This window comes from Flavonifractor sp. An10 (assembly GCF_002161215.1).
Lineage (GTDB): Bacteria > Bacillota > Clostridia > Oscillospirales > Oscillospiraceae > Flavonifractor > Flavonifractor avistercoris.
Genome location: NZ_NFMB01000008.1, coordinates 61446 through 84032 on the forward strand (window position 1 = coordinate 61446; position 22587 = coordinate 84032).

The 22587-nt window shown below is 66.0% G+C and carries 19 protein-coding genes; 7 read left to right on the forward strand and 12 right to left on the reverse strand.

Annotated elements, in window-relative coordinates:
- Positions 1–96 precede the first annotated feature (96 nt).
- The 8 genes from B5E42_RS14330 to B5E42_RS14365 form a co-directional block, all read right to left on the reverse strand.
- Positions 97–1296, reverse strand: a complete 1200-nt coding sequence (locus B5E42_RS14330) for an MFS transporter (protein ID WP_242967177.1) — start codon at positions 1294–1296, stop codon at positions 97–99.
- Between the two features lie 12 nt (positions 1297–1308).
- Entirely contained in the window at positions 1309–2520 is a 1212-nt protein-coding gene (locus B5E42_RS14335) for a DHHW family protein (RefSeq protein ID WP_087240848.1), read from the reverse strand.
- A gap of 13 nt (positions 2521–2533) precedes the next feature.
- Complete coding sequence (locus B5E42_RS14340) at positions 2534–3940, reverse strand: MBOAT family protein (RefSeq protein WP_087240850.1); 1407 nt, start codon at positions 3938–3940, stop codon at positions 2534–2536.
- 12 nt (positions 3941–3952) lie between these two features.
- Entirely contained in the window at positions 3953–5017 is a 1065-nt protein-coding gene (locus B5E42_RS14345; RefSeq protein WP_087240852.1) for an acyltransferase family protein, read from the reverse strand.
- A 3-nt stretch (positions 5018–5020) separates the two neighbouring features.
- Positions 5021–5389 carry a VOC family protein gene (locus tag B5E42_RS14350; RefSeq protein WP_087240854.1) on the reverse strand — a complete coding sequence of 123 codons (369 nt, stop codon included), beginning with the start codon at positions 5387–5389 and terminating at the stop codon, positions 5021–5023.
- 273 nt (positions 5390–5662) lie between these two features.
- Positions 5663–6511, reverse strand: a complete 849-nt coding sequence (gene sdaAA, locus B5E42_RS14355) for an L-serine ammonia-lyase, iron-sulfur-dependent, subunit alpha (RefSeq protein ID WP_087240856.1) — start codon at positions 6509–6511, stop codon at positions 5663–5665.
- A gap of 1 nt (position 6512) precedes the next feature.
- Positions 6513–7184: an L-serine ammonia-lyase, iron-sulfur-dependent subunit beta gene (gene sdaAB / locus B5E42_RS14360; RefSeq protein WP_087240858.1), complete on the reverse strand. Its 672-nt coding sequence runs from the start codon at positions 7182–7184 to the stop codon at positions 6513–6515.
- A 624-nt stretch (positions 7185–7808) separates the two neighbouring features.
- Positions 7809–9110, reverse strand: coding sequence for a chloride channel protein (locus tag B5E42_RS14365; RefSeq protein ID WP_242967158.1), 1302 nt, complete (start codon positions 9108–9110; stop codon positions 7809–7811).
- Positions 9111–9259: 149 nt separating this feature from the next.
- Here B5E42_RS14365 and B5E42_RS14370 point away from each other — a divergent pair, with 149 nt between their 5' ends.
- On the forward strand, positions 9260–10606 hold the full coding sequence (locus B5E42_RS14370) for a hemolysin family protein (RefSeq protein WP_242967159.1): 1347 nt from the start codon (positions 9260–9262) through the stop codon (positions 10604–10606).
- Positions 10607–10675: 69 nt separating this feature from the next.
- On the opposite strand, the gene B5E42_RS14375 is transcribed toward B5E42_RS14370, so the two are convergent.
- The 4 genes from B5E42_RS14375 to B5E42_RS14390 form a co-directional block, all read right to left on the reverse strand.
- Positions 10676–11248 carry a chromate transporter gene (locus B5E42_RS14375; RefSeq protein WP_087240862.1) on the reverse strand — a complete coding sequence of 191 codons (573 nt, stop codon included), beginning with the start codon at positions 11246–11248 and terminating at the stop codon, positions 10676–10678.
- Positions 11245–11838 carry a chromate transporter gene (locus B5E42_RS14380; protein WP_087240864.1) on the reverse strand — a complete coding sequence of 198 codons (594 nt, stop codon included), beginning with the start codon at positions 11836–11838 and terminating at the stop codon, positions 11245–11247. The genes B5E42_RS14375 and B5E42_RS14380 overlap by 4 nt, the downstream gene beginning before the upstream one ends.
- Positions 11839–13785, reverse strand: coding sequence for an NAD(+) synthase (locus B5E42_RS14385; RefSeq protein ID WP_087240866.1), 1947 nt, complete (start codon positions 13783–13785; stop codon positions 11839–11841).
- A gap of 154 nt (positions 13786–13939) precedes the next feature.
- Positions 13940–15079 (reverse strand): aldo/keto reductase, encoded by a 1140-nt coding sequence (locus B5E42_RS14390; protein WP_087240868.1) that lies wholly within the window; start codon positions 15077–15079, stop codon positions 13940–13942.
- Positions 15080–15866: 787 nt separating this feature from the next.
- Between B5E42_RS14390 and thrS the strand changes: the two genes are divergently transcribed.
- The 6 genes from thrS (at position 15867) to B5E42_RS14420 (ending at position 22418) form a co-directional block, all read left to right on the forward strand.
- Positions 15867–17633: a threonine--tRNA ligase gene (gene thrS, locus B5E42_RS14395; RefSeq protein ID WP_087240870.1), complete on the forward strand. Its 1767-nt coding sequence runs from the start codon at positions 15867–15869 to the stop codon at positions 17631–17633.
- Positions 17634–17811: 178 nt separating this feature from the next.
- Complete coding sequence (locus B5E42_RS14400) at positions 17812–18117, forward strand: autorepressor SdpR family transcription factor (protein WP_087240872.1); 306 nt, start codon at positions 17812–17814, stop codon at positions 18115–18117.
- A 15-nt stretch (positions 18118–18132) separates the two neighbouring features.
- Complete coding sequence (locus B5E42_RS14405) at positions 18133–18750, forward strand: SdpI family protein (RefSeq protein WP_087240874.1); 618 nt, start codon at positions 18133–18135, stop codon at positions 18748–18750.
- A 264-nt stretch (positions 18751–19014) separates the two neighbouring features.
- The gene (locus tag B5E42_RS14410) at positions 19015–20865 is read left to right on the forward strand and encodes a glycerophosphodiester phosphodiesterase family protein (protein WP_162613997.1); all 1851 of its coding nucleotides are present in this window, start codon (positions 19015–19017) and stop codon (positions 20863–20865) included.
- Between the two features lie 82 nt (positions 20866–20947).
- The gene (locus B5E42_RS14415; RefSeq protein WP_087240878.1) at positions 20948–21922 is read left to right on the forward strand and encodes a lysine exporter LysO family protein; all 975 of its coding nucleotides are present in this window, start codon (positions 20948–20950) and stop codon (positions 21920–21922) included.
- 10 nt (positions 21923–21932) lie between these two features.
- Positions 21933–22418, forward strand: a complete 486-nt coding sequence (locus B5E42_RS14420; RefSeq protein WP_087240880.1) for a hypothetical protein — start codon at positions 21933–21935, stop codon at positions 22416–22418.
- The last annotated feature ends 169 nt before the right edge of the window (positions 22419–22587 follow it).

Below are 22587 nucleotides of genomic sequence, written 5' to 3' on the forward strand. Positions count from 1 at the left end.
TTTTGCAGAAATCCCGACGGATTTCAAGGAAAAATTGCGCCGTCCAGGGGGCAAAAGGCCCGCCGATTGGGCATGTTGACATGTTTCAAACAAGCCCTAGCCGCTCCGGCCCCTCTTCCTGGGAAGGGCCAGCAGGCAGAGCAGGACGCTGACGCAGCCGCAGGCCACGCACCCGGCCAGCATCCAGTTGGCGCCCCCCAGATCCAGGGTGAAGCCGGCCAGCATGCCGCCCAGCATGCCGCCCAGGCCGTTGGAGGCCACCATCATGATGGTCTGGCCCCGCACCCGGTCGGCAGGGGGCACCGACTCGTTGACGAAGTACACCGACGCGGGGGTGAACAGGCCGTAGCCCAGCATCTGCAGCGGCTGGCACAGCAGCACCCCGGCCAGGTTCCAGGTGAGCAGCAGGGCTACCCCCTTCAGGGTGCAGAACGCCATGCTCAGCACCAGGATCCGCCCGCTGCCCAGCCTCCGCAGCAGCTTGGGGAACAGGAAGGCGGCGGGCAGCTCGAAGCCGCCCATGAGGAACATGGCCAGGCCCAGATCCGCGGCGGTGCCGCCCCGGCTGAGGATCACGTTCACCAGGAAGTTGGACAGAGGGAGCACGGCGGTGAGGCCGAAGAGCACCCCCGCCAGCATGAGGGTGAACCGGGGGTTGCTCCGCAGCAGGGAGAGGGCCGACTGGGGCCGCTCCGCCGCGGCCCGGCCCTCCGCCGGGGCCTTGGGATGCCAGGTGGGGTAGGTGAACACCAGGGCGATCTCCGCCGCGGTCAGGAGCAGGAAGGTGACCAGGGTGGTCTCCACCCCCCACTGCCCCACCTGCAGGCCCAGCAGCACGCACACCACCGCATAGGCCAGGGAGCCCAGCCCCCGGCCCAGGCTGTACCGGATGGGCACGCCGTCGTTGATGAACTGCACGGCCATGGCGTCCATCAGGGGGTAGGAGGACACGCCCAGCCCGCCGATGACCACCCACACCAGGGCGGTCTGGGCCAGGCCCATGGCCGGCTCGGCCCAGTACCACACTCCGGCGGCCAGGGAGAGGGCCAGGGACACGCCCACGATGCCCTTGAGGGGCACGCCGGGGTGCCGGTCGGCAAAGCCGCCCAGCAGGGGCTGGAACACGATGCCCGCCAGGCAGCGCACCGAGGTCATCAGCCCCGCCTCGCCGTTGGTAAAGCCCCGCTCCAGCAGCAAGGCGGTCTGGTAGGCCACGATGGCGGCGAACATGGCCCAGAAGCCCATCTGCATGGCGATGTAGTGCCAGTCCAGCCGCCGCAGGGAGGGGGATTTCACGGTATGCAACAGTTATCCCTCCGTCTTGTCAAACTGGAACATGTTCTCCAGGCCGGTGGTGCTGGCCGTGTAGAGGGTGAGCACCAGGTCGGGGTCGTATGCCCCGATGGTCTCCATCAGATCTCCGTCAAAATGGCGCAGATCGATGGTAATCAGCTCCGAGCAGGACAGGGACAGGAAGGGGGCCAGGGCACAGGCGAAGGAGTCCCGCAGCATGACGATCCGGGGCCCGTCCGGGTTGTTGTGGTTGGTGATGGCGGCGATGGGGTAGTCGCCCCCGGAATAGTAGGTGTAGGGGTTGCCGTTGAACCAGTCCCGCTCCGCCACCCGCTCCGGGAAGCACACGGAGGTCTCGAAGGGGCCGGTGCGGGAGAAGCCGTAGGCCTCACAGGCGTAGGTCAGGTTGGTGTCGAACAGGGGGGTGTAGAGGGTGATGTCGTCCGCCCCGGCATAGAGGGAGCCCACCCGCTTGCCCTGGCTGCCCAGGAAGAAGTCCTCCAGCACCTGGGTGCTCCAGCTGGCGGGGTCGGTCAGGCCCGGGCTGGTGCGGAAGCCGTAGCAGTCCTCCAGCACGCCGGCCAGCTCCTGCCAGGCGAAGAAGGCCGCCTCCGGCTTCCAGTGGTGGTCGGTCTTGAAAAACCAGCTGGAGTAGATGCCGTTGTTCTCAAAGAGGGGGCGGAGATCCAGATAGTCCGTCCCCTGCCTGTCCAGCTCCTCCAGAAAGGCGTCGGCGCTGGCGTTGCCGCTCTCCGCCAGGGGGGCGGGCAGCAGCTGCACCCCCCGCTGGAGCTTCTGGGGGGCACACAGGTAGAGGTAGGGGATGCCCAGCTCCTCCAGCTCCCGGGCAAACGCCGCGGTATTGGCGGCATTTTCCGTGGTCTGGGGGCCCACCCACACGTGGGTGCCCATGTTCACAAAGTTCAGCGCTCCGTTGGACAGCTTTGCCACCGTGTTCTCGCTCACCGCGTCCTCCACGATCCGCCGGCCGGACAGACGCTGGACGCCCCCGTAGAGCTGGATGAACCAGTGCTCCCGATCCAGATCCTGGTTGACGGCGCTCTCCGCCCCGTCCACAAAGGTCATCACGTCCCGCTCCCGGACGAAGCTCTTGAGCAGGGTCTCAAACTTTCCCTCCCCGCCGAAGAAGGAGGTGAGCAGCAGGACAAAGCCCGCCGCCACCGCCAGCAGGAACACCACAGCGGTGATGGTATTGCGTCGTCTCATGGCTCACACTCCTTTAGAAATTGAAGTAGATAAAGGGGTTGTAGGTGCCCTTGATGATGAAGGCGGCGGACACCAGGAACACCGCGGCCGCCCCCACGGCGTAGAGCAGATCCGTCAGGGGCCAGCCCTTTTTGGCCAGCCAGTCCCGCAGCCTGGGGGCCGCCGGCGCGGCGAACACCACCCCGGCCAGCAGCACCGTCCAGTTCTCCCGCAGATACAGCAGGGCCAGGCCCGCCCCGTCGCCGCTGGAAAAGCCGAACATGGCCTGGATATAGTGCCAGGCGGCAGGCAGGCTGTCCGCCCGGAAGATCACCCAGGCGAAGTTCACCATCAGGAGGGTGAACAGCCAGTTCAGCCACACCGGCCAGCCACGGCCCAGATGCCCGTATTTCTCCAGCACCAGCAGCACGAAGTAGAGCAGGCCCCAGGCGATGAAAGTCCAGTTGGCCCCGTGCCACACGCCGGTGAGCAGCCACACCACGAACAGGTTGCGGATGTGCTTCCATTTGGAGCTCACCCGGCTGCCCCCCAGGGGGAAGTACACATAGTCCCGGAAGCAGGTGGACAGGGAGATGTGCCACCGCCGCCAGAACTCGGTGATGGATTTGGAGATGTAGGGGTAGTTGAAGTTCTCCAGGAAGTGGAAGCCGAACATCTTGCCAAGGCCGATGGCCATGTCGGAGTAGCCGGAGAAGTCGTAGTAGATCTGCAGGGTGTAGCAGATGGCCCCCAGCCAGGCAAAACCGGCGGTGAGCCCCGTGTCCCCCCTGCCGAAGGCCCGGTCGGCCACCACGGCCACCTGGTTGGCGATGAGCACCTTCTTGCCCAGGCCGGCGATGAACCGGGCGCAGCCGGCGGCGAAGTCGTCCCAGCTCTCCTGCCGGTGGTCGATCTGCTCGGCCACCGTCTCATACTTGACGATGGGGCCGGCGATGAGCTGGGGAAAGAAGGAGATGTACAGCCCCACCTTCAGGGGGGATTTCTGCACCTGGCCCCGATCCCGGTGGACGTCCAGCACATAGCTCAGGGCCTGGAAGGTAAAGAAGGAGATGCCGATGGGCAGCTCGATGCCGGGGATGACGAAGTGTGCCCCCAGGCTGTTGAGAATCCCCAGGGTAAAGGTCAGGTATTTGAATACAAAGAGGATACCCAGATTGGCCGTCACCGCCGCCACGATGGGGGGCCGGCAGGAGCGGCCCGCCCGCTTGCAGGCGTCCACCCACAGGCCGAAGCCGTAGTTGGCCAGGATGGAGGCGATCATCACCAGCACGAACCAGGGCTCCCCCCAGGCATAGAAGCCCAGGGAGGCCAGCAGGAGGAACACGTTCTGTCCCTGCCGCCACCGCCGCAGGGGCAGGTAGTAGATCAGCAGAACCAGGGGGAGAAACAGGAAGAGGAATACGGAACTGGAAAAGAGCACAGCGACACCGCCTTACATGAGATAGGGCCCCAGCAGGGGGATTTTGGACACCAGCCACGCCGCCGCCAGGGATACCAGCAGCAGCCCCAGCCCCCACGCCAGGGGGGACAGGGCGGCGGGCAGGGAAAACGCCGTCACGCCGAAGTGGTTCAGCAGCAGCCGGAGCAGCCCGGCGAACAGATAGGCGCCCAGGGCAGCCCGGGCCGCGCCGGACATCCGCTGCCGGCGGGAGCGCTCATCGCTCACCCCCAGCACATAGCGGAAGAGCACGCACACCGCCAAAGCGGTGAGGGCCACGCAGGGGCTGGTGAAGCCGCACAGGGCGGTCACCGTCTCCCCCCGCCGGAGGGAGAGGGCCCAGGTGCCCCCCACGGTCACCGCCGCGCCCAGCGCGCCCAGCAGGTAGACCAGATACTCCGCCGGACGGCTCAGGGTGTAGGCCTTCAGATAGTAGCCCAGCACGTAGTAGCCCGCAAAGCCCAGCACCAGGTGGATGTCCAGCTTGTCCAGCCACCGGCTGACCTCCCCGTTGGGCCACAGCTCCAGCAGGGTGGGCAGCAGGAAGGCGATAACAAACACCAGCAGGAAGAACACGTGGAAATCCCCGCGGCCGGCCCCCCGGACAAAGGCCCGGAGCACCGGCGTCACCAGGTAGAGGCCCAGGATGACATAGAGGAACCACAGCCATTCGTGGGTGTCCGCCCTCAGGGCGGCGGACAGGGCGGAGGCCGCCAGCCCCCAGCCGAACCGCCCGCCGGAAAGCAGGCCGTCCGCCAGCCGGTAGACGGCGCCCCACAGCACAATGGCAATCAGCACCCGCAGCACCCGGCCCAGCAGCAGCCGGGGCAGGGTGAGCCCTGTCCTGGGCTCCAGCAGGAACATGCCCGAGAGCATGGCAAAGACGGGCACGCACCAGCGCAGCAGGCTGTTATAAAGCTGATAGGCCTGCCAGGATGCGGAACCCAATGCGCTCCCCGCCAGCCCCTCCTCCGCCAGCCACACCATCAGGCAGGCCAGCAGGGCCGCCATGCGGAGGAGATCCGCCCAGGCCAGGCGGCCGCCTGCCGTCTTACCCATGGCTCACGCCCGCTCCGGGACGATCTCAATCCAGTAGCCGTCCGGATCCTCGATGAAGTAGATGCCCATATCCGGGTTCTCAAAGCAGACGCAGCCCATGGCCCTGTGGCGCGCCAGCAGCTCGTCAAACCGGTCGGTGAGAAAGGCCAGGTGGAACTCCCCCTCCCCCAGGTCGTAGGGCTCGGTGCGGTCTCTCAGCCAGGTCAGCTCCAGGCGGAAGCCGGTCTCCCCGTCCCCCAGATACACCAGCTTGAAGGAGCCGTCGGCGGCGGTCTTCTCCTCCACCGCCTCCAGCTCCAGGGCCTGCCTGTAAAAGGCCAGGGAGCGGTCGAGATCCAGCACGTTGAAATTGAAATGGTTGAATTGCAGCATGGTTTTTTTCTCCTTTTCGCTTCTGCCAAAACGGGCGGCGCGTCAGGGATGCCGCGCCCTACATCTGCTCCGCGATCCTTCTCCCCGTGGGGGTGGCGGCCAGGCCGCCGCCGCCGGTCTCCCGCAGGGAGGCGGGCAGGGCGTCGTTCCCCATGGAACCGTGGGTTCCATGGGGGCCCCGGGCTCTGAATTTGCGCGGCGGAAGTGAATTCCGCCTTGCGCCAAGGTTTTTGCCAGGGCAAAAACGCTTGTTGTGGGCTCCGCCTGCCCGCCCTACATCTGTTCCGCGATTCTTCTGCCCGTGGGGGTTGCAGCCAGGCCGCCGCCGCCGGTCTCCCGCAGGGAGGCGGGCAGGGCGTCGCCCACGGCGCGCATGGCGTCGATCACCTCGTCGCAGGGGATGGCGCTCTCCACCCCGGACAGGGCCATCTCGGCACAGGACAGGGCGTTCACCGCCCCCATCACGTTGCGGTTGACGCAGGGCACCTCCACCAGCCCGGCCACCGGGTCGCACACCAGGCCCAGGGTGTTGGACAGGGCCATGGCGCAGGCGTGGGCCATCTGCTCCGGCGTGCCGCCCATCACAGCCGCCAGTGCGGCGGCCGCCATGCCGGAGGCGGAGCCCACCTCCGCCTGGCAGCCCCCCTCCGCCCCGGAGATGGAGGCCCGGGTGGCGATCACCTGTCCGAAACCGGCGGAGACATAGAGGGCCTGTACCATGGCCTCGTCCTCCAGGCCGTCCCTGGCCTGGAGGGGAATCAGCACCGCGGGCAGCACCCCGCTGGCCCCCGCCGTGGGGGCGGCCACGATGCGGCGCATGCAGGCGTTGCACTCGCCGGTTTTGAGGGCGGCGGCGATCACCTGCCGCAGGAAGGGCGGGCACAGGCCGGGGCCCGGGCCGTCCAGCCTGGCCCCCGCGCCGCCGGTGAGGCCGCTGCGGGAGCGGGCGGCTGGGTCGTACTCCGCCACCGGGGCCTTCATGGCCGTCCACAGGGCGGACATCTGCCTCCAGGAGCGGGCCTCGTCCACCCCCCGATCCCGCAGATCGTCCTCCAGCACCGCCCGCCACAGAGGCTTGTCCCTGGCCGCCTCCAGCAGGCCGGCCACCGAGGAAAAGGCCATGTCACTCTCCCCCTTCCGCCATGTTGAGATAGGTCACCCGTTCAATGCCCGGGCAGGCGCGCAGCTCCTCCACCGCAGCCGCCCAGATGGGCTGGTCGCTCTCGATGACCATCACCGCCAAGCCGCCCCGGGTGTTGCGGTAGAGCTGCATGGTGGCGATGTTCACGCTCCGGCGGGACAGCACCCCGGTGACCTCCGCCACCATGCCGGGCCGATCCTGGTTGCGGATGATGAGGGTGGGCAGCTCGCCGGTGAACCGGGCCTCCAGCCCATCGATGGCGCACACCTGCACCCGGCCGCCCCCCAGGGAGGAGGCGGTGACCTCCAGGCGCTTGCCCGCCTCGTCCTCCACCTTCAGCAGCACCGTGTTGGGGTGGGCCCCCCGCAGCACGGTCTTGCCCAGCTTCAGCTCCATCCCCGCCGCCTCCGCCAGCTCGAAGGAGCGGGGCAGCCGGGCGTCGTCGGGCCGCATGCCCAGCAGGCCGGCCGCCAGGGCCCGGTCGGTGCCGTGGCCCGCCCCGGTGGCGGCAAAGGAGCCGTGGAGCAGCAGCTCCGCCCGCCTGGGCTGGCTCCCCAGCAGCTTCCGGGTCAGATACCCGATGCGGGCCGCCCCCGCCGTGTGGGACGACGACGGCCCGACCATGATGGGCCCCATGATGTCGAAGATGTTCATAGCCGGTCAAGGTTCCTTTCGTATATTCAGGCTTCCGTGGGGCCGTCGTCGGGCGCGGGAGCGCCCCGCGCCTGTGGCGCGTGCGAGCGTTTTGCCAGAGGCAAAACCTCGGCGCAGGCGGAATTCATTTCCGCCGAGCATGTGAAAGTATCTCAGGGAACCCATGGAGCGCCTGCGCTCCATGGAACCGGCCCGACCATGATGGGCCCCATGATGTCGAAGATGTTCATAGCCGGTCAAGGTTCCTTTCGTATATTCAGGCTTCCGTGGGGCCGTCGTCGGGCGCGGGAGCGCCCCGCGCCTGTGGCGCGTGCGAGCGTTTTGCCAGAGGCAAAACCTCGGCGCAGGCGGAATTCATTTCCGCCGAGCATGTGAAAGTATCTCAGGGAACCCATGGAGCGCCTGCGCTCCATGGAACCGGCCCGACCATGATGGGCCCCATGATGTCGAAGATGTTCATAGCCGGTCAAGGTTCCTTTCGTATATTCAGGCTTCCATAGGGCCGTCGTCGGGCGCGGGAGCGCCCCGCGCCAATCGAAGGTGTCCATTTTATGCGGATTTCCCTCCCCTGTCAAGTCCTGGGGAAGCGGCCCGGGCCGGCACGGCGGGGGGCAGGCCCCCGCCTTACTCGTCCTCGTTGGCCTTCTTGTTGATGAACTCCGGCCGGAGCTTGCTGTAGAGGATCTTCTGCTCGCTGTAGAGGCCGTAATAGCCGGAGAGCATGTAGGACACGGCGATGCACACGGCGAAGAGCCCCAGGCTCTGGCCGGTGAACATGCCGTAGCTGTCCCCGGCGAAGAGCTCCAGGGAGAGGAGCAGGGCCGTCAGGGGGCAGTTGGTGACGCCGCAGAACACGCTCACCATGCCCAGCCCGGCGCCAAAGGAGGGGTGGAGGCCCAGCAGGGGGGCCGCGGTGCAGCCGAAGGTGGCGCCGGTGAAGAACACGGGGACGATCTCGCCCCCCTTGAAGCCCGCCCCCAGGGTGATGGTGGTGAAGAGCATTTTCAGCAGGAAGGCCTCCGGCCGGGCCTGCCCCTCAATGGCGGCGTGGAGCACCGCCTCGCCGGCGCCGTTGTAGTCGTAAGTACCCGGGTTCCACAGCCACACCAGGAAGGTGAGGGCGATCACCACTCCGCCGCCCACGGCGGCCCGCACCAGGTGGTTGGGCAGGTACTTGTCGTACAGGTGGGGCGCGGCGTGCATCAGACGGCAGAAGAACACCGACAGCAGGGCGAACAGGATGCCCAGGCCGATGACCTGCACCAGGGTGAGGGGGGTCAGGTTGGGCACCCCGTCCAGGGAGAACTGGGTGGGGGGGACGTGGAAGGCCTGGGCCATCCACAGCCCCACGATGGAGGACAGGACGCAGGGGACGATGGCGGCGTAGTAGAGCACCCCCACGCTGGTGACTTCCATGGAGAACATGGCGGCGGTGAGGGGGGTGCCGAACAGGGCGGAGAAGGCGGCGGACATGCCGCACATGGTGATGATGCGCCGGTCCTTGTCGTCCAGGCGCATCCACCGCCCCACCTTGGAGGAGATGGAGCCGCCGATCTGGAGGATGGCCCCCTCCCGGCCGGAGGAGCCGCCGCACAGGTGGGTGATCATGGTGGCGGCAAAGACCAGGGGGGCGGTGCGCAGGCGGAGGGGCTGATCCTCCCGCACGGCCACCAGCACGAAGTTGGTGCCCCGATCCCCCTCCATGCCGCACACGCGGTAGAGCAGCACGATGGCCACGCCCCCCAGGGGCAGCAGCCACAGCAGCCAGGGGTTGGCGTGCCGCAGGCCGGTAACGGCGTCAAAGGCGTAGTAAAACGCCGTGGCCACCCCGCCGCACAGCACGCCGCTGATGCCGGCAAAAACCAGCCATTTGACAAAGGTGCCCGGCTGCTCCAGAAGCTGCCGCAGGCGCGCGCTCCGATCCATCATCTCTCGCCTCCCCGGGGATAGTCGGAGATATTATAGCATGAAGCGCAACTTTTTTCCTCCCCTATATGGATTTTTTTCAGAAACATGTTATACTACTACTTAGTATGGCATCCGCCATGCAATCTATTTTTTGAGGAGGAATCACCTTGCAACCCCCTTTATGGCCTCAGATATTACTCCAGGTCATACTCATCGCGCTCAACGCCTACTTTGCCGCCACGGAAATCGCGGTCATCTCCCTGAATGAGGCGGTGCTCCGCCGGCAGGCCGAGGACGGCGACAAAAAGGCCGCCCTGCTGCTGAAAATCACCGAGCAGCCCACCGGCTTTCTCTCCACCATCCAGATCGGCATCACCCTGGCCGGCTTCCTGGGCGCGGCCTTCGGCGCCGACAACCTGGCCGGCCGCCTGTCCCAGTGGCTCATCACCGAGTACCACCTGACCGCCGCGGCGGCGGAGGCGGTGCACACCCTGTCGGTGATCCTGATTACCCTGATCCTCTCCTATTTTACCCTGATTTTCGGCGAGCTGGTGCCCAAGCGGGTGGCTATGAAGAAAAGCGACGCCGTGGCCCGCTTCACCTGCCGGGTGGTGGCCTTCCTGGCCGCCGTCATGCGCCCGGTGATCTGGCTGCTGACTGTCTCCACAAACGGCGTGCTCCGGCTGCTACATATCGACCCCAATGAGGAGGACGATGAGGTATCCGAGGAGGGCATCCGCATGATGGTGGACATCGGTGAGGAGAAGGGCGCCATCCAGGCCGGCGAGAAGGAGATGATCGAGAACATCTTCGAGTTTGACAACATGACCGCCGAGGACGTGATGGTTCACCGCACCGACATGGAGATGCTGTGGGTGGACGACACGCCCGAGGAGATCGAGGCCACCATAGAGTCCACCGGCCTGTCCCGGTTCCCGGTGTATGAGAAGGACGCCGACGATATCATCGGCCTGCTCAGCACCCGGGAGTGGCTCATCAATTCCCGCAGGCCGGAGCCCAAGCCGGTGCGGGAGCTGCTCCGGCCGGCCTACTTCGTGCCCGAGTCGGTGCGCGCCGACAAGCTCTTCCGGGATATGCAGAGCCGGAAGGTTCACCTGGCCATCGTCATTGACGAGTACGGCGGCACCGCCGGCCTGGTGACCATGGAGGATCTGCTGGAGGAGATCGTGGGCAACATCTACGACGAATTCGACCCCCTGGAGGATCAGGAGATTGTCCCCCTGGGTGAAAATACCTGGCGCATCGCCGGCTCGGCGGATCTGGACGATGTGGCCGAGGCCCTGGACGTGGACTTCCCCGAAGACGAGGAGTCCGAGACCCTGGGTGGGCTGGTCTTCGCCCAGCTCAACGTGATCCCCGAGGACGGCAGCCACCCCGAGGTGGAGGTCTACGGCCTGCACATCCGGGTGGAGGTGCTCACCGACCGCCGGGTGGAGTGGGCCACCGTCACCAAGCTGCCGCCGGCGGACGCCCCCGGGACGGAGCAGGCGTAATCCAGACATATCACAGAGGCCCCGGAGCCCATTGGGCTCCGGGGCCTTTCCGCCTTTTTGGCAAGCTGCTCAGAATTGGAATACCGCCCCAGCCACCGCCGAGGCGGCGATAAACACGATGGGGTGCAGCTTTTTCAGCGGCCCCGCCTGGAGGCAAAGGAACACGATCACGGCCAGCAGGATGCCCTTCCACTGGAACAGGGCGGCCATGCCCCCGCCGCCGGAGAAGGCGTTCAGGTTGAGCAGGGCGATGGAGCACACCTCCGCCAGGGCGGCGGCGATGAGGGCGGTGGAGGCGGGCCGGATGCCGTAGAACACCGCGTCCACCCCCCGGCTCTCCCGGAACTTTTTCAGAAAGCCGGCAATGATCAGGATGACAAGGATGGAGGGGCAGATCAGGCCCAGGGTGGCGGTGACGCCGCCGGGGATGCCCCGCAGGTGAAAGCCCACATAGGTGGCCATGTTGACCCCCATGGGGCCGGGGGTGGACTCGGAGATGGCGATCATGTTGGCCAGCTCCCCGGAGGTGAACCAGCCGGTGCGGCTGCCCAGGTCGGTGAGGAAGGGGATGGTGGCCAGCCCGCCGCCGATGGAGAACAGGCCCACCTTGAAAAACTCAAAGAACAGGCGCAGGTAGATCATTTCCGCAGTCCCCCCTTCGCCGCCCGGACGCACAGTCCGGCCACGCCGGCGGCCACCACCAGCACAATGGGGGAGGTGATGAAGCCAAGCACGGCCCCCGCCGCACCCTCCGGCACGGTGACAAAGTTCCCCACCACCGCCAGCACCAGCACCGCCGCAAAGATGGCGGTGGTGGGGCCGTCCACCACGCTGGACTTCCGCAGCTTGAGGATGCTGGACAGGATCAGGGCGCACACGCAGGCCCGCACGCCGTTGAAGGCGTGGATCACCACCGGCAGCTCCGCGAAGTTCTGGAGGAAGGCGGCCACAATCATGATGATCACCAGGCAGGGGAACACCAGCCCCAGGGTGGCCGTCACGCCCCCGGCCGCCCCCCGCTGCTTGTGGCCCGCAAAGGTGGCGGTATTGACGGCGATGATGCCGGGGGTGCACTGGCCGATGGCGAAGTAGTCGGACAGCTCCTCCTCCGTGGCCCAGCCCCGCTTCTCCACCAGCTCACGCTGGAGGATGGGCAGCATGGCGTACCCTCCGCCGAAGGTGCACGCGCCGATCTTGGAAAACGTCCAGAATAGATCCAGATAGATGTTCACTTACTCCAATCCCTCCAGTTCCTCCAGCCACAGGGAGGCCACCGCGTCGGAGGGCATTCTCCAGTCGCCCCGGGGGGAGAGGGTGACGGAGCCCACCTTGGGCCCGTCGGGCAGGCAGGAGCGCTTGAACTGCTGGGCGAAGAAGCGGCGGTAGAAGGTGCGCAGCCACTTGAGGATGGTGGCCCGGTCATAGCTGCGGCCAAAGGCGTGCTCCGCCAGGCGGAGCACCTTCCGGGGCGGGAAGGCCCAGCGGATGGCGTAGTAGAGGAAGAAGTCGTGGAGCTCGTAGGGCCCCACCAGATCCTCCGTCTTCTGGGCGATCTGCCCGCCCACGGCGGGGAGCAGCTCGGGGGAGACGGGGGTGTCCAGGATGTCCTCCAGCACGCTGGACAGGGCCTGATCCTCCTCCGCCTTGTCCCCGGCCACGTAGGACACCAGGTGGCGCACCAGGGTCTTGGGTATGCTGGCGTTGACGCCGTACATGCTCATGTGGTCGCCGTTGTAGGTGGCCCAGCCCAGGGCCAGCTCGGAGAGATCCCCGGTGCCCACCACCAGGCCGCCGTACTGGTTGGCGATGTCCATGAGCACCTGGGTGCGCTCTCTGGCCTGGCTGTTCTCAAAGGTCACGTCGTGGTTGTCCATGGACTGGCCGATGTCCCGGAAGTGCTGCTTCACCGCCGCGCCGATGTCGATGCGCTTGAGGGTGGCCCCCAGCCGCCCGGCCAGCTCCACGGCGTTGTCCCGGGTGCGGTCGGTGGTGCCGAAGCAGGGCATGGTGACGGCGATGATGTCGCTGGCCGGCCGATCCAGCAGCTTCATGGCCACGGCGGTGATCAAAATCGCCAGGGTGGAGTCCAGCCCGCCGGACAGGCCCACCACCGCCGCCTTGGCGCCGGTGTGCTCCAGCCGTTTTTTCAGGCCCAGGGCGGACAGGAGGATGATCTCCTCGCAGCGATCCCGCCGCTCCCCCGCGTCCTCCGGGATGAAGGGCAGGGGGCTCACCGGCCTGGTCAGGGTGGTGGTGCACGGCTCCAGGGAGAAGTGAGCCCGGCAGATCCCCAGGCAGTGGGCCTCCCCCATGGGATCCCGCTCCGGGGGGGTGAAGGTGTTCATCCGCCTCCGCTCGTAGGCCAGGCGGCCGACGTCGATCTCACTGACGGTGAGGCCGGAGGCAAACCGCCGCTCGGCCAGGAGGGCGCCGTTCTCGGCGATCAGATTGTGGCCGGAGAACACCAGGTCGGTGGTGGACTCCCCCTCCCCGGCGTTGGCATAGACGTAGCCGCACAGCAGCCGGGCGGACTGGCCGGTGACCAGGGTGCGGCGGTAATCCGCCTTGCCCACCACCTCGTCGGATGCGGACAGGTTAAGGATCACGGTGGCCCCCGCCTGGGCCAGGGCCACGGAGGGGGGCGTGGAGGCCCACAGATCCTCACAGATCTCCACCCCCACCACCAGGTCGGGCATGGTGTCGCAGGCCCAGATCTCCCTGTCCCATATGCTGACCTGCTGGCCGCACAGATTCAAGAGGACATCCAGGTTCTTGCCGGAGGTGAACCAGCGCCCCTCGTAGAACTCCCCATAGTTGGGGACATAGGTCTTGGGCACCAGGCCCAGGATCTCCCCCTTGTGGATGACCGCCGCGCAGTTGTAGAGCTTGCCGTCCCACGGATTTTTCACCGGCAGGCCCAGGGCGGTGAGCATATCCAGGTTCTTGGTGGCCTCCAGAATGGTGGCCAGGCCCTCCTCGGCCCCCTTGAGCAGAGTGTCCTGGAGGAAGAGATCCCCGCAGGTGTACCCGGTGAGGCACAGCTCGGGCAGGGCCAGCACCCGCACCCCCTGCTTGTCCGCCTCCCGCATGAGGGTGAAAATCTGTTCGGCGTTATAGCGGCAGTCGGCCACCCGGATCTCCGGGGTGCCGGCGGCCACTTTGACAAATCCATCGCGCATAGAAAACCGCGCCTCCTTTTTTGCGTATTCATCGGAATCGTATCGGTGTATATGATACTCCAAAACGCCGCTGATTGCAACGATTACAGAGGAAAGAGCGAGGCCGCCGGGCATTGCCCGGCGGCCTCGCTCTCGTGTATTTGCGGTATGGAGTTCAGCCCAGCTGCCTGGCGAAGTCGGCCAGGGCCTCGGAGATTTTCAGCTGCTGGGGACACACCCGTTCGCAGCTGCGGCAGCCGATGCAGGCGGAGGGCCGCTTGTCCTCGGGCAGGGCGCCCACCGCCATGGGGGCGATGAAGCCGCCGCCGGTGAAGGTGTGCTCGTTGTAGAGGGCGAGCAGGTTGGGAATGTCCAGGCCCCTGGGGCAGTGATCCACGCAGTAGCGGCAGGCGGTGCAGGGGAGCGTCCGGCTGTTCACCATGCCGCCGGCCACTTTCAGGAGGGCGTCCATCTCGGCGTCGGTGAGGGGCGTTTCCGTCTCAAAGAGGTTCAGGTTGTCCTCCAGCTGCTCCTGGCTGGACATGCCGGAGAGGATCACCGTCACGCCGGGCACGCTCTGGAGGAAGCGGAAGGCCCAGCCCACGGGGCTCTCGCCGGGCCGCAGGGCGCGGAGCTTCTCCGCCTCCTCCTCGGTCAGCCGGGCCAGGCGGCCGCCCCGCAGGGGCTCCATGACCCAGATGGGGATGTTCCGGCGGTTGAGTTCGGCCGCCTTGTCCCTGGCCTGCTGAAAGTCCCAGTCCAGATAGTTGAGCTGGAGCTGGCCAAACTCCATGTGCTCCCCCACCGCGTCCAGGAACTTCCGGATCACCGGCAGGGCGCCGTGGGCGGAAAAGCCCAGGTGGCGGATGCGGCCGTTCCTCTTCTGCTCCAGCAGATACTCCACCACCCGGTTCTCGGGGTCGAGGTATGGCTCCACGTTGCGCTCGTACACATTGTGGAACAGATAGAAGTCGAAGTATTCCACACCGCAGCGGCGCAGCTGCTCCTCAAAAATGGCCTCCACCTTGTCGGCCCGGATGTTGTCCACATCGTAGCCGGGGAACTTGTCTGCCAGGAAGAAGCTCTCCCGGGGATAGCGGGACAGGGCCTTCCCTATCACCACCTCGGACTTGCCGCCGTGGTAGCCGTAGGCGGTGTCGAAGTAGTTGGCCCCCCGGGCCATGGCGGTGTCCACCATCCTGTCCACCGCGGCCTGGTCTGCATCCTCGTCCCCGCCGCCGGGCAGCAGGGGCAGGCGCATGCTGCCAAAGCCCAGCTGGGGCAGGGTCAGGTTCTGAAATTGCTTGGTAATCACAGGCATACACTCCTCTGGTTTTGTTGTCCCCATTTTACTACATGAAGTTGACTTTAGGTCAAGACCTTTTTGCAGGCAAAATGCCGAAACGCCCCGGCCTTCCGGCCGGGGCGTTTCGGGTGTGTGTGTTGTGCAAAGGTGTTGGAGAGGGATAAGAGAGGAATTGGTTTGGGAGGATGGTCTCACGTTCGATTCATCTCTGAATCTGGGTATATCATACCCAGTAAATAAGGCTAAATCGTGTCTTTAATGTGAATAAACTGTAAATATCAGTTTTGGTGGGAAATTTCCCGGCGCCGCCGGCGGAAACTGGCCCCTTGACTTTCCCCGCCGGGGGTGATATAGTACCTCTGTCAAACCGGCAAAGACGGAGACGAACCCGCACAGCGGCGGACAGAGAGGGGCGCGCACGGTGGAAGCGCCCCACGACACGCGGCGGCTGTACCACTCCCGAGCCGCCCGGGACAACCGGGCCGGGGCTTTCCCGTTACAGAAAGACACAAAGCGGCAAGTGATCACGTTTCGCCTGCTCGCGACGCGCGGCTTCCCTCCGACTCGGGCTGGTGTCCGGGCCTTGCGGCCCTCCCCTCGCCCTCGCTTCGGTCCATCCGCGCTGCTCGCGACGGCTCAAACGCTTCTTGCAAGCAGGGTGGAACCGTGGGACGTATGACGACGCCTCACCCCTGACACACTCAGGGGTGAGGCGTTTTTTGACTTCTTACCCCTCCCGCATCCCCTTTCCGGGCCGCCGAGGGCGGCGGCCCCTACTCTATCAGGAGGTATCACCATGAGCGAAGAGAACAAAAACAACGAATTTTCCTTTGAGAACCCCGAATACCGCCAGACCTACTGGCACACCTGCTCCCACATCATGGCCCAGGCGGTGAAGCGCCTGTGGCCGGAGGTGAAGCTGGCCATCGGCCCCTCCATCGACGAGGGCTGGTACTACGACATGGACGCCCCCTTCGCCTTCACGCCGGAGCACCTGGAGCAGATCGAGGCGGAGATGCGCAAGATCTGCAAGGAGAAGCTGAAGCTGGAGCGGTTTGAGCTGCCCCGGGACGAGGCCCTGAAGTTCATGGAGGAGAAGGGCGAGCCCTTCAAGGTGGAGCTGATCAACGACCTACCCGAGGACGCCCACATCTCCTTCTACAAGCAGGGGGAGTTCACCGACCTGTGCGCCGGCCCCCATCTGGACTCCACCGGCCGGGTGAAGGGCAACGCCCTGAAGCTCACCGCCTGCAACGCCGCCTACTGGCGGGGCGACTCCAACCGGGAGACCCTGCAGCGCATCTACGGCATCGCCTTCCCCAAGAAGGACGAGCTGGACGCGTACCTCCAGCGCATTGAGGAGGCCAAGAAGCGGGATCACCGCAAGCTGGGCCGTGAACTGGGCCTGTTCATGCTGCGGGACGAGGGCCCCGGCTTCCCCTTCTTCCTGCCCAAGGGCATGGTGCTGAAGAACACCCTGCTGGACTACTGGCGGCAGGTGCACAAGAAGTACGGCTATGTGGAGATCTCCACCCCCATCATCCTCAACCGCCAGCTGTGGGAGCGCTCCGGCCACTGGGATCACTATAAGCAGAACATGTACACCACCGTCATTGACGACGAGGACTACGCCATCAAGCCCATGAACTGCCCCGGCGGCATGCTGGTCTACGCCAGCGAGCCCCACTCCTACCGGGAGCTGCCCCTGCGGGTGGGCGAGATCGGCCTGGTTCACCGGCACGAGCTGTCCGGCGCCCTCCACGGCCTGTTCCGGGTGCGCTGCTTCAACCAGGACGACGCCCACATCTTCATGACCCCGGATCAGCTGAAAGACGTGATCCAGGAGACCGTCCGCCTGTTTGACGAGGTGTACTCCACCTTCGGCCTGACCTACACCATTGAGCTGTCCACCATGCCCGAGGATCACATCGGCACTGTGGAGCAGTGGGAGCACAACCAGGACATCCTGAAGAACGCCATCACCGACATGGGCAAGGAGTTCGTCATCAACGAGGGCGACGGCGCCTTCTACGGCCCCAAGCTGGACTTCCATCTGGCCGACTCCCTGGGCCGCACCTGGCAGTGCGGCACCATTCAGCTGGACTCCCAGCTGCCCGAGCGGTTCGAGCTGGAGTACACCGGCGAGGACGGCGAGAAGCACCGCCCCGTCATGATCCACCGGGTGGTGCTGGGCTCCATCGAGCGGTTCATCGGCGTGATCACCGAGCACTTCGCCGGCGCCTTCCCCGCCTGGCTGGCCCCCGTGCAGGTGAAGGTGCTCCCCGTCACTGACCGGGCCGCTGAGTACGCCGACTCCGTGGCCGCCCAGCTGGACGCGCAGGGCTTCCGGGTGGAGGTGGATCACCGCAGCGAGAAGATCGGCAAGAAGATCCGCGAGGCCACCCTGGAGAAGATCCCCTACATGCTGGTGGTGGGCGACCGGGACATGGAGAACGGCACCGTCTCCCCCCGCCGCCGCTCCGGCGAGGATCTGGGCGCCATGGCCCTGGCCGACTTCGCCGCCATGCTGAAGGAAGAAGTGGACACCAAGGCCATCCGGTAATCCATTGTTGCAGAGCCTGGGCCGCCCTGTTGGGCGGCCCAGGCTTTTCTGCATTTCATGGGGGAAAGCCGGCTCAGGCATACATTTCGACAAACTTCTAAATATCTGATTGACAGGCTCCCGGCCGTATGCTATCCTTTATTTAGATAAATATCTAAATGAAAGGAGGGCGGCCGCTGTGGGCTTTCAGGAGACCTTCAAGGCCCTCAGCGACCCCACCCGCCGGGAGATCCTCCGGCTGCTGCGGGACCGGGCCAAGACCGCCGGGGAGATCGGCTCCCATTTCGATATGACCGGGGCCACCATCTCCCACCACCTGTCTGTACTGCGGGAGGCGGGGCTCATCTCCGACCGGCGGCAGGGGAAATATATCTATTACGAACTCAACCTGTCCGTGCTGGATGAGCTCACCGGCTGGATCGCCAGCCTGCGGGGAGGCCCACCTGGCGGCGGGGACCCAGGCGGTCCGCCTGGCATGACGTGAAAGGAGGCTGCGCCTATGAAACGGAGAAAGTATCCACTCCCGCTGTGGCTCCTGGCCCTGTGGCCCCTGGTGCTGGTGGCGATGTACTATCACCTTTCCCTCCGCTGGGGCAGCGGGGAAACGGGCGTCAATGCCTGGCTGTGGCTCCTGGCGGTCCCGGGGCCGATGCTGGCCCTGCTGCCCCGGCTTGGCCGGGGCAGGCTCCGCAGCCGCCTTGAGACCGCCGCCCTGGTTCTCCTGCTCCTCCTGGACGTGTGCACTACTGCCCTGACCGCGGGCCTGTTCCGGCCCGACGAGATCGCCTGGGCCCGGATGGGCATTGCCCTGATCGGCCTGCTGTACCTGTCCCTAGGCTGCGAGGAGGGCAAGTGGAAGCCCAACGAGTACATGGGCATCCGAACCCGCTGGACCCTGACCGACCCGGACGTGTGGAACCGCACCCAGCGGCTGTCGGGCAGGCTGTCCTTCGTCTCGGGCCTGCTGATCCTCCTCTCCTCCCTCCTGATGGGGGCGATCGTCATCATCTTCCTGTTGTTCCTCTGTTCCGTCCTCTGCATTGCGGTGCCTGCGGTCATGAGCCGGGTGTGGTACAAGCGCCTGCATCCCCCCGGCGGCCCGCCGCCCGACGCCTGAAAAATTTCCTCTGTCCTGGGGGGCGCCTGCGCAGGCGCCCCTATTTTTCAAAGAAAAAGGAGGGGGAAAGGGTACCGGGGGTTGCTTTTCCACCGGCCCCCCTAAACGGGAGTTCATGGCGGCGGTGCCCTGCCTCTGAAATACCAAGACAGCCGCAGCATCCGTTTATGGGGCGCACCGAGTCGTCGTGCCCCGCGCCTCTTGCAGCACCTTCCAAAAAGTGCTATGATTCGTGTTTGGATTTTGTGTTGTGAGGTGGCGCGTGTGAAGCTGAGAAACGCCGTGTGGAGCGTGCTGAAATTCGAACTGCTGTGGAAGCTGGTGACCCTGGTGGTCATCAGCCCGCTGCTGCGGGAGATCTACCAGACCTATGTGTCGTCGGTGGGGATCTCCTTCAACGCGGATGTGCTGGGTACCTTCCTGAACCTGAAGGGCGCCTTGATCTTCCTGGCCCTGTTCTTCGCCGCCGGGCTGCTGGCCTTCTATGAGCTGAGCGTGGTCATCCGCCTGGTGGCCCTCGCCCGCCAGGGGGAGGAGGTCGCCGTGCGCCGGGTGATGAAGCAGGCCCTGTGGGCCCTGGGTGCCATGAAGGGCTGGTCTGTGGTGCCAAGCTCCCTGTACTATCTGCTGCTCCTCCCCCTGGCCCAAACGGTGTACCTCCACTCCCTGGTGCCCGCCATCACCATTCCCTGGTTCATCCTGGGGGAGATGATCAACACCGCCGTCGGCACGGCGGGGGTCATCGCCATCTACGCCGCCTATTACGGGGCCCACTTCCTGCTGTTCTTCGTCCCCATCTTTATGGCCCTGCGGCGGGAGAGGTTCGGGCAGGCGGCCCGGAGCAGCGTGGGCTGCCTGCGGCGCATGGGCTGGAAGCGGCTGGCGGTGCTGGCGGGAGGGCTTCTCCTGTGGATGCAGGCCGACTCGGAGCTGGCCCGGTACTGGCGGCGCAACGTACTGGAGCCCGGGGACTTTGACCGGTTTTTCCTGAAATATCTGGTGTACTCCGAGGCCTTCCGCATCGATCTGCTCTACTGGCTGGTCACCACGCTGCTCCACACCGTGCTGATGGCCGCCTTCCTCTATCTGGTTCTGTCCTGGATCCTGTCCCGGGAGAACCTGGCGATTCCGGCGGAGGCCCCGTGGAGCGAGGACAGCCGCACCATCCTGGCCATCTGGTCGAAGCGGTGGGCCCGCTTCAAGGCGGCTGTCCGGGCCCGCTGGGCCAAACGGCGCTGGAAGGCCGTGTCCGCTGCGGTGTGCGCCCTGCTGGCCGGCTACCTGGTCATCAACTGCTACCAGCCGCCGCTGCTCCACGCCCCCATCGTCATGGGCCACCGGGGCAGCATCTACGGCGTGGAGAACACCCTGCCGGCGGTGGAGGCGGCGGCGGACATGGGGGCCGACTACGCGGAGGTGGACATCCAGCTTACCGCCGACGGCGTGCCCGTGGCCTTCCACGACGGAAGCCTCCTGCGGCTGGCGGGGCGGATGGAGAGCGTGTCCGCCCTGACCTGGGAGGAGCTGCGCGCCCTGCCCCTCCACGACGCCTCCAGCTATCAGGACACCGGATACATCGCCTCCCTGGAGGAGCTCATCCGGTTCTGCCAGGCCGATGAGAGCGGCATGGGCCTGCTCATCGAGCTCAAGCCGGAGGCCGGCCAGGGGGAGGCCCTGGCCCGGGCCATCCTGGAGGTGGTGGAGGCCCATGACTTCGGGGAGCGGGCCATCTTCATGTCCCTGGACTACCCCTGCCTCACCACCATCCACGAGACCCACCCGGAGTGGTGGGTGGGCTACTGCGCCTACGCCAGCGCCGGGGATCTGGACGAGACCATCTGGCAGTACGACATCGACTTCCTGGCGGTGGAGGAGAGCCTGGTGAGCAACCGCCTGGTGGCCCAGGCCCGGGAGCTGGGCCTGCCGGTCTACGTGTGGACGGTATACGATACGGATAAGATGGAGCAGTATCTGCAGATGGGCGTCACCGGCCTCATCAGCGACTGGCCGGATCTGGCCGCCGGGGTGGTGGAGGAATACAACGCCTCCCACGGCACCGGCCGGTACCTCTGGCAGGGGGAGGGCCTCCCCGCAGGGGAGATGGCCGCCGCCTGAGGCTCCGCAGGGGGTGGACTTTTCCACCTGCCCATGCTACAATGTGGAGGCCCCTAATTATCATAAAAAAGGATGGATCACTATGGGAACTACCCTCGGCACCCTGAGCAATCTGGCGATCTACATCGGTCTTGTTGTCCTCGGCGCGTTTCTGGGCTCCCGGAAGGCCCTGCGCAGCCGCCCCCTGGTGTGGGTGAGCAAGCTCCAGTTCGTGGCCCTCATGATCCTGATTGTCACCCTGGGCGTGAACCTGGGCGCCAATGACGAGGTGGTCTCCTCCCTGGGGGAGATCGGCCTGTCCGCCCTGGTGATCACCGTGTTCGCCATGGCGGGCTCCCTGGTCGCCCTCACCCTGCTGCGGCGGTTTGTCCTCAAGCTGGATCGCTACGGCCTGCCCCGGGGCAGCGAGGCGGCCCGGGAGGAGGAGGCCCACCAGGCCGGCAAGGCGGACAACTCCCTGACCCTGTGGATCGTCATCGCCGTGGTGCTGGGCATGCTGGCCGGCCGCTTCGTCCTGCCCGCCGCCGTCACCGTCCACTGCGGCACGATCATCAACTTCGGCCTCTACCTGCTGCTGTTCATGGTGGGCATGGACATGGGCAAGCAGGGCACCTTCCTCAGCGACGTGAAGACCGCCGGGTTCCAGGTGCTGCTGGTGCCCGTTGCGGTCTGCCTGGGCTCCCTGGTGTGCGCGGCCATTGCGGGGCTCTTCCTCCCCCTGGGGATCAAGGACTCCATGGCCGCCGCCTCCGGCATGGGGTGGTACTCCCTGGCCCCCACCCTGCTGGCCCCCTACTCCCTGTCGGTGTCCGCCGTGGCCTTCCTGTCCAATGTGATGCGGGAGATCTTCTCCATCATCTCCATCCCCTTTGTGGCCAAGTACATCGGCTATGTGGAGTGCGCCTCCCTCCCTGGCGCGGCGGCCATGGACACGGTGCTCCCCGTGGTGGTGGGCGCCACCCATGAGCGCATCACCATCTACTCCTTCACCTCCGGCGTGGTGCTCTCCCTGGCGGTGCCCATCCTGGTGCCCGCCATCGTGGCCATCCCCTTCTGAGGCGGCGCCCATGGAGATTGAACGCCGCTGGCTGGTAAACGGCTGGCCGGAGGGAACCCCCGCCCAAGTCTGGCACATGGCTCAGGGCTATTTCGCCGTCTGCCCCGCCGTGCGCATCCGCCGGGAGGCCCTGGCGGGCGGGCCGGTACAGTATGTCCTCTGCTTCAAGGGCAAGGGCGGCCTGGTGCGTGAGGAGATTGAGCTGCCGGTGGAGGAGAAGGAATACGCCCGGCTGATCACCCTGCTCTCCGGCCCCATGATCGAAAAAGAGCAGCGCCGCTATCCCCTCCCCGGCGGCCTCACCCTGGAGGTCAACTCGGTGGATCCGGCACTGGAGACCGGCTTCTTCTACGCCGAGGTGGAGTTCCCCGACGAGGACGCCGCCCGCTCCTGGGCCCCGCCTGGGGCGTGGGCCGCCTACCTGTCCCGCGAGACCACCGGGCAGCCCGGCGAGAGCATGGCCGCCTACTGGGCCCGCACCCGGCCACAGCCGTGAGCGGGGCCCGTCCGGCCTGCGCAGAAACTTGACCGACTCTTTACACGAACACGGTGGAGCGCCCCGGCCGCCGCCTTTATACTGGAGGCAGATGCCGCGGTGCATCGGTTGGGAGCGGTTGGATGGAGCGGAGCAGCGGACGGCCCGGAACAGAATATTATGTCCTTTT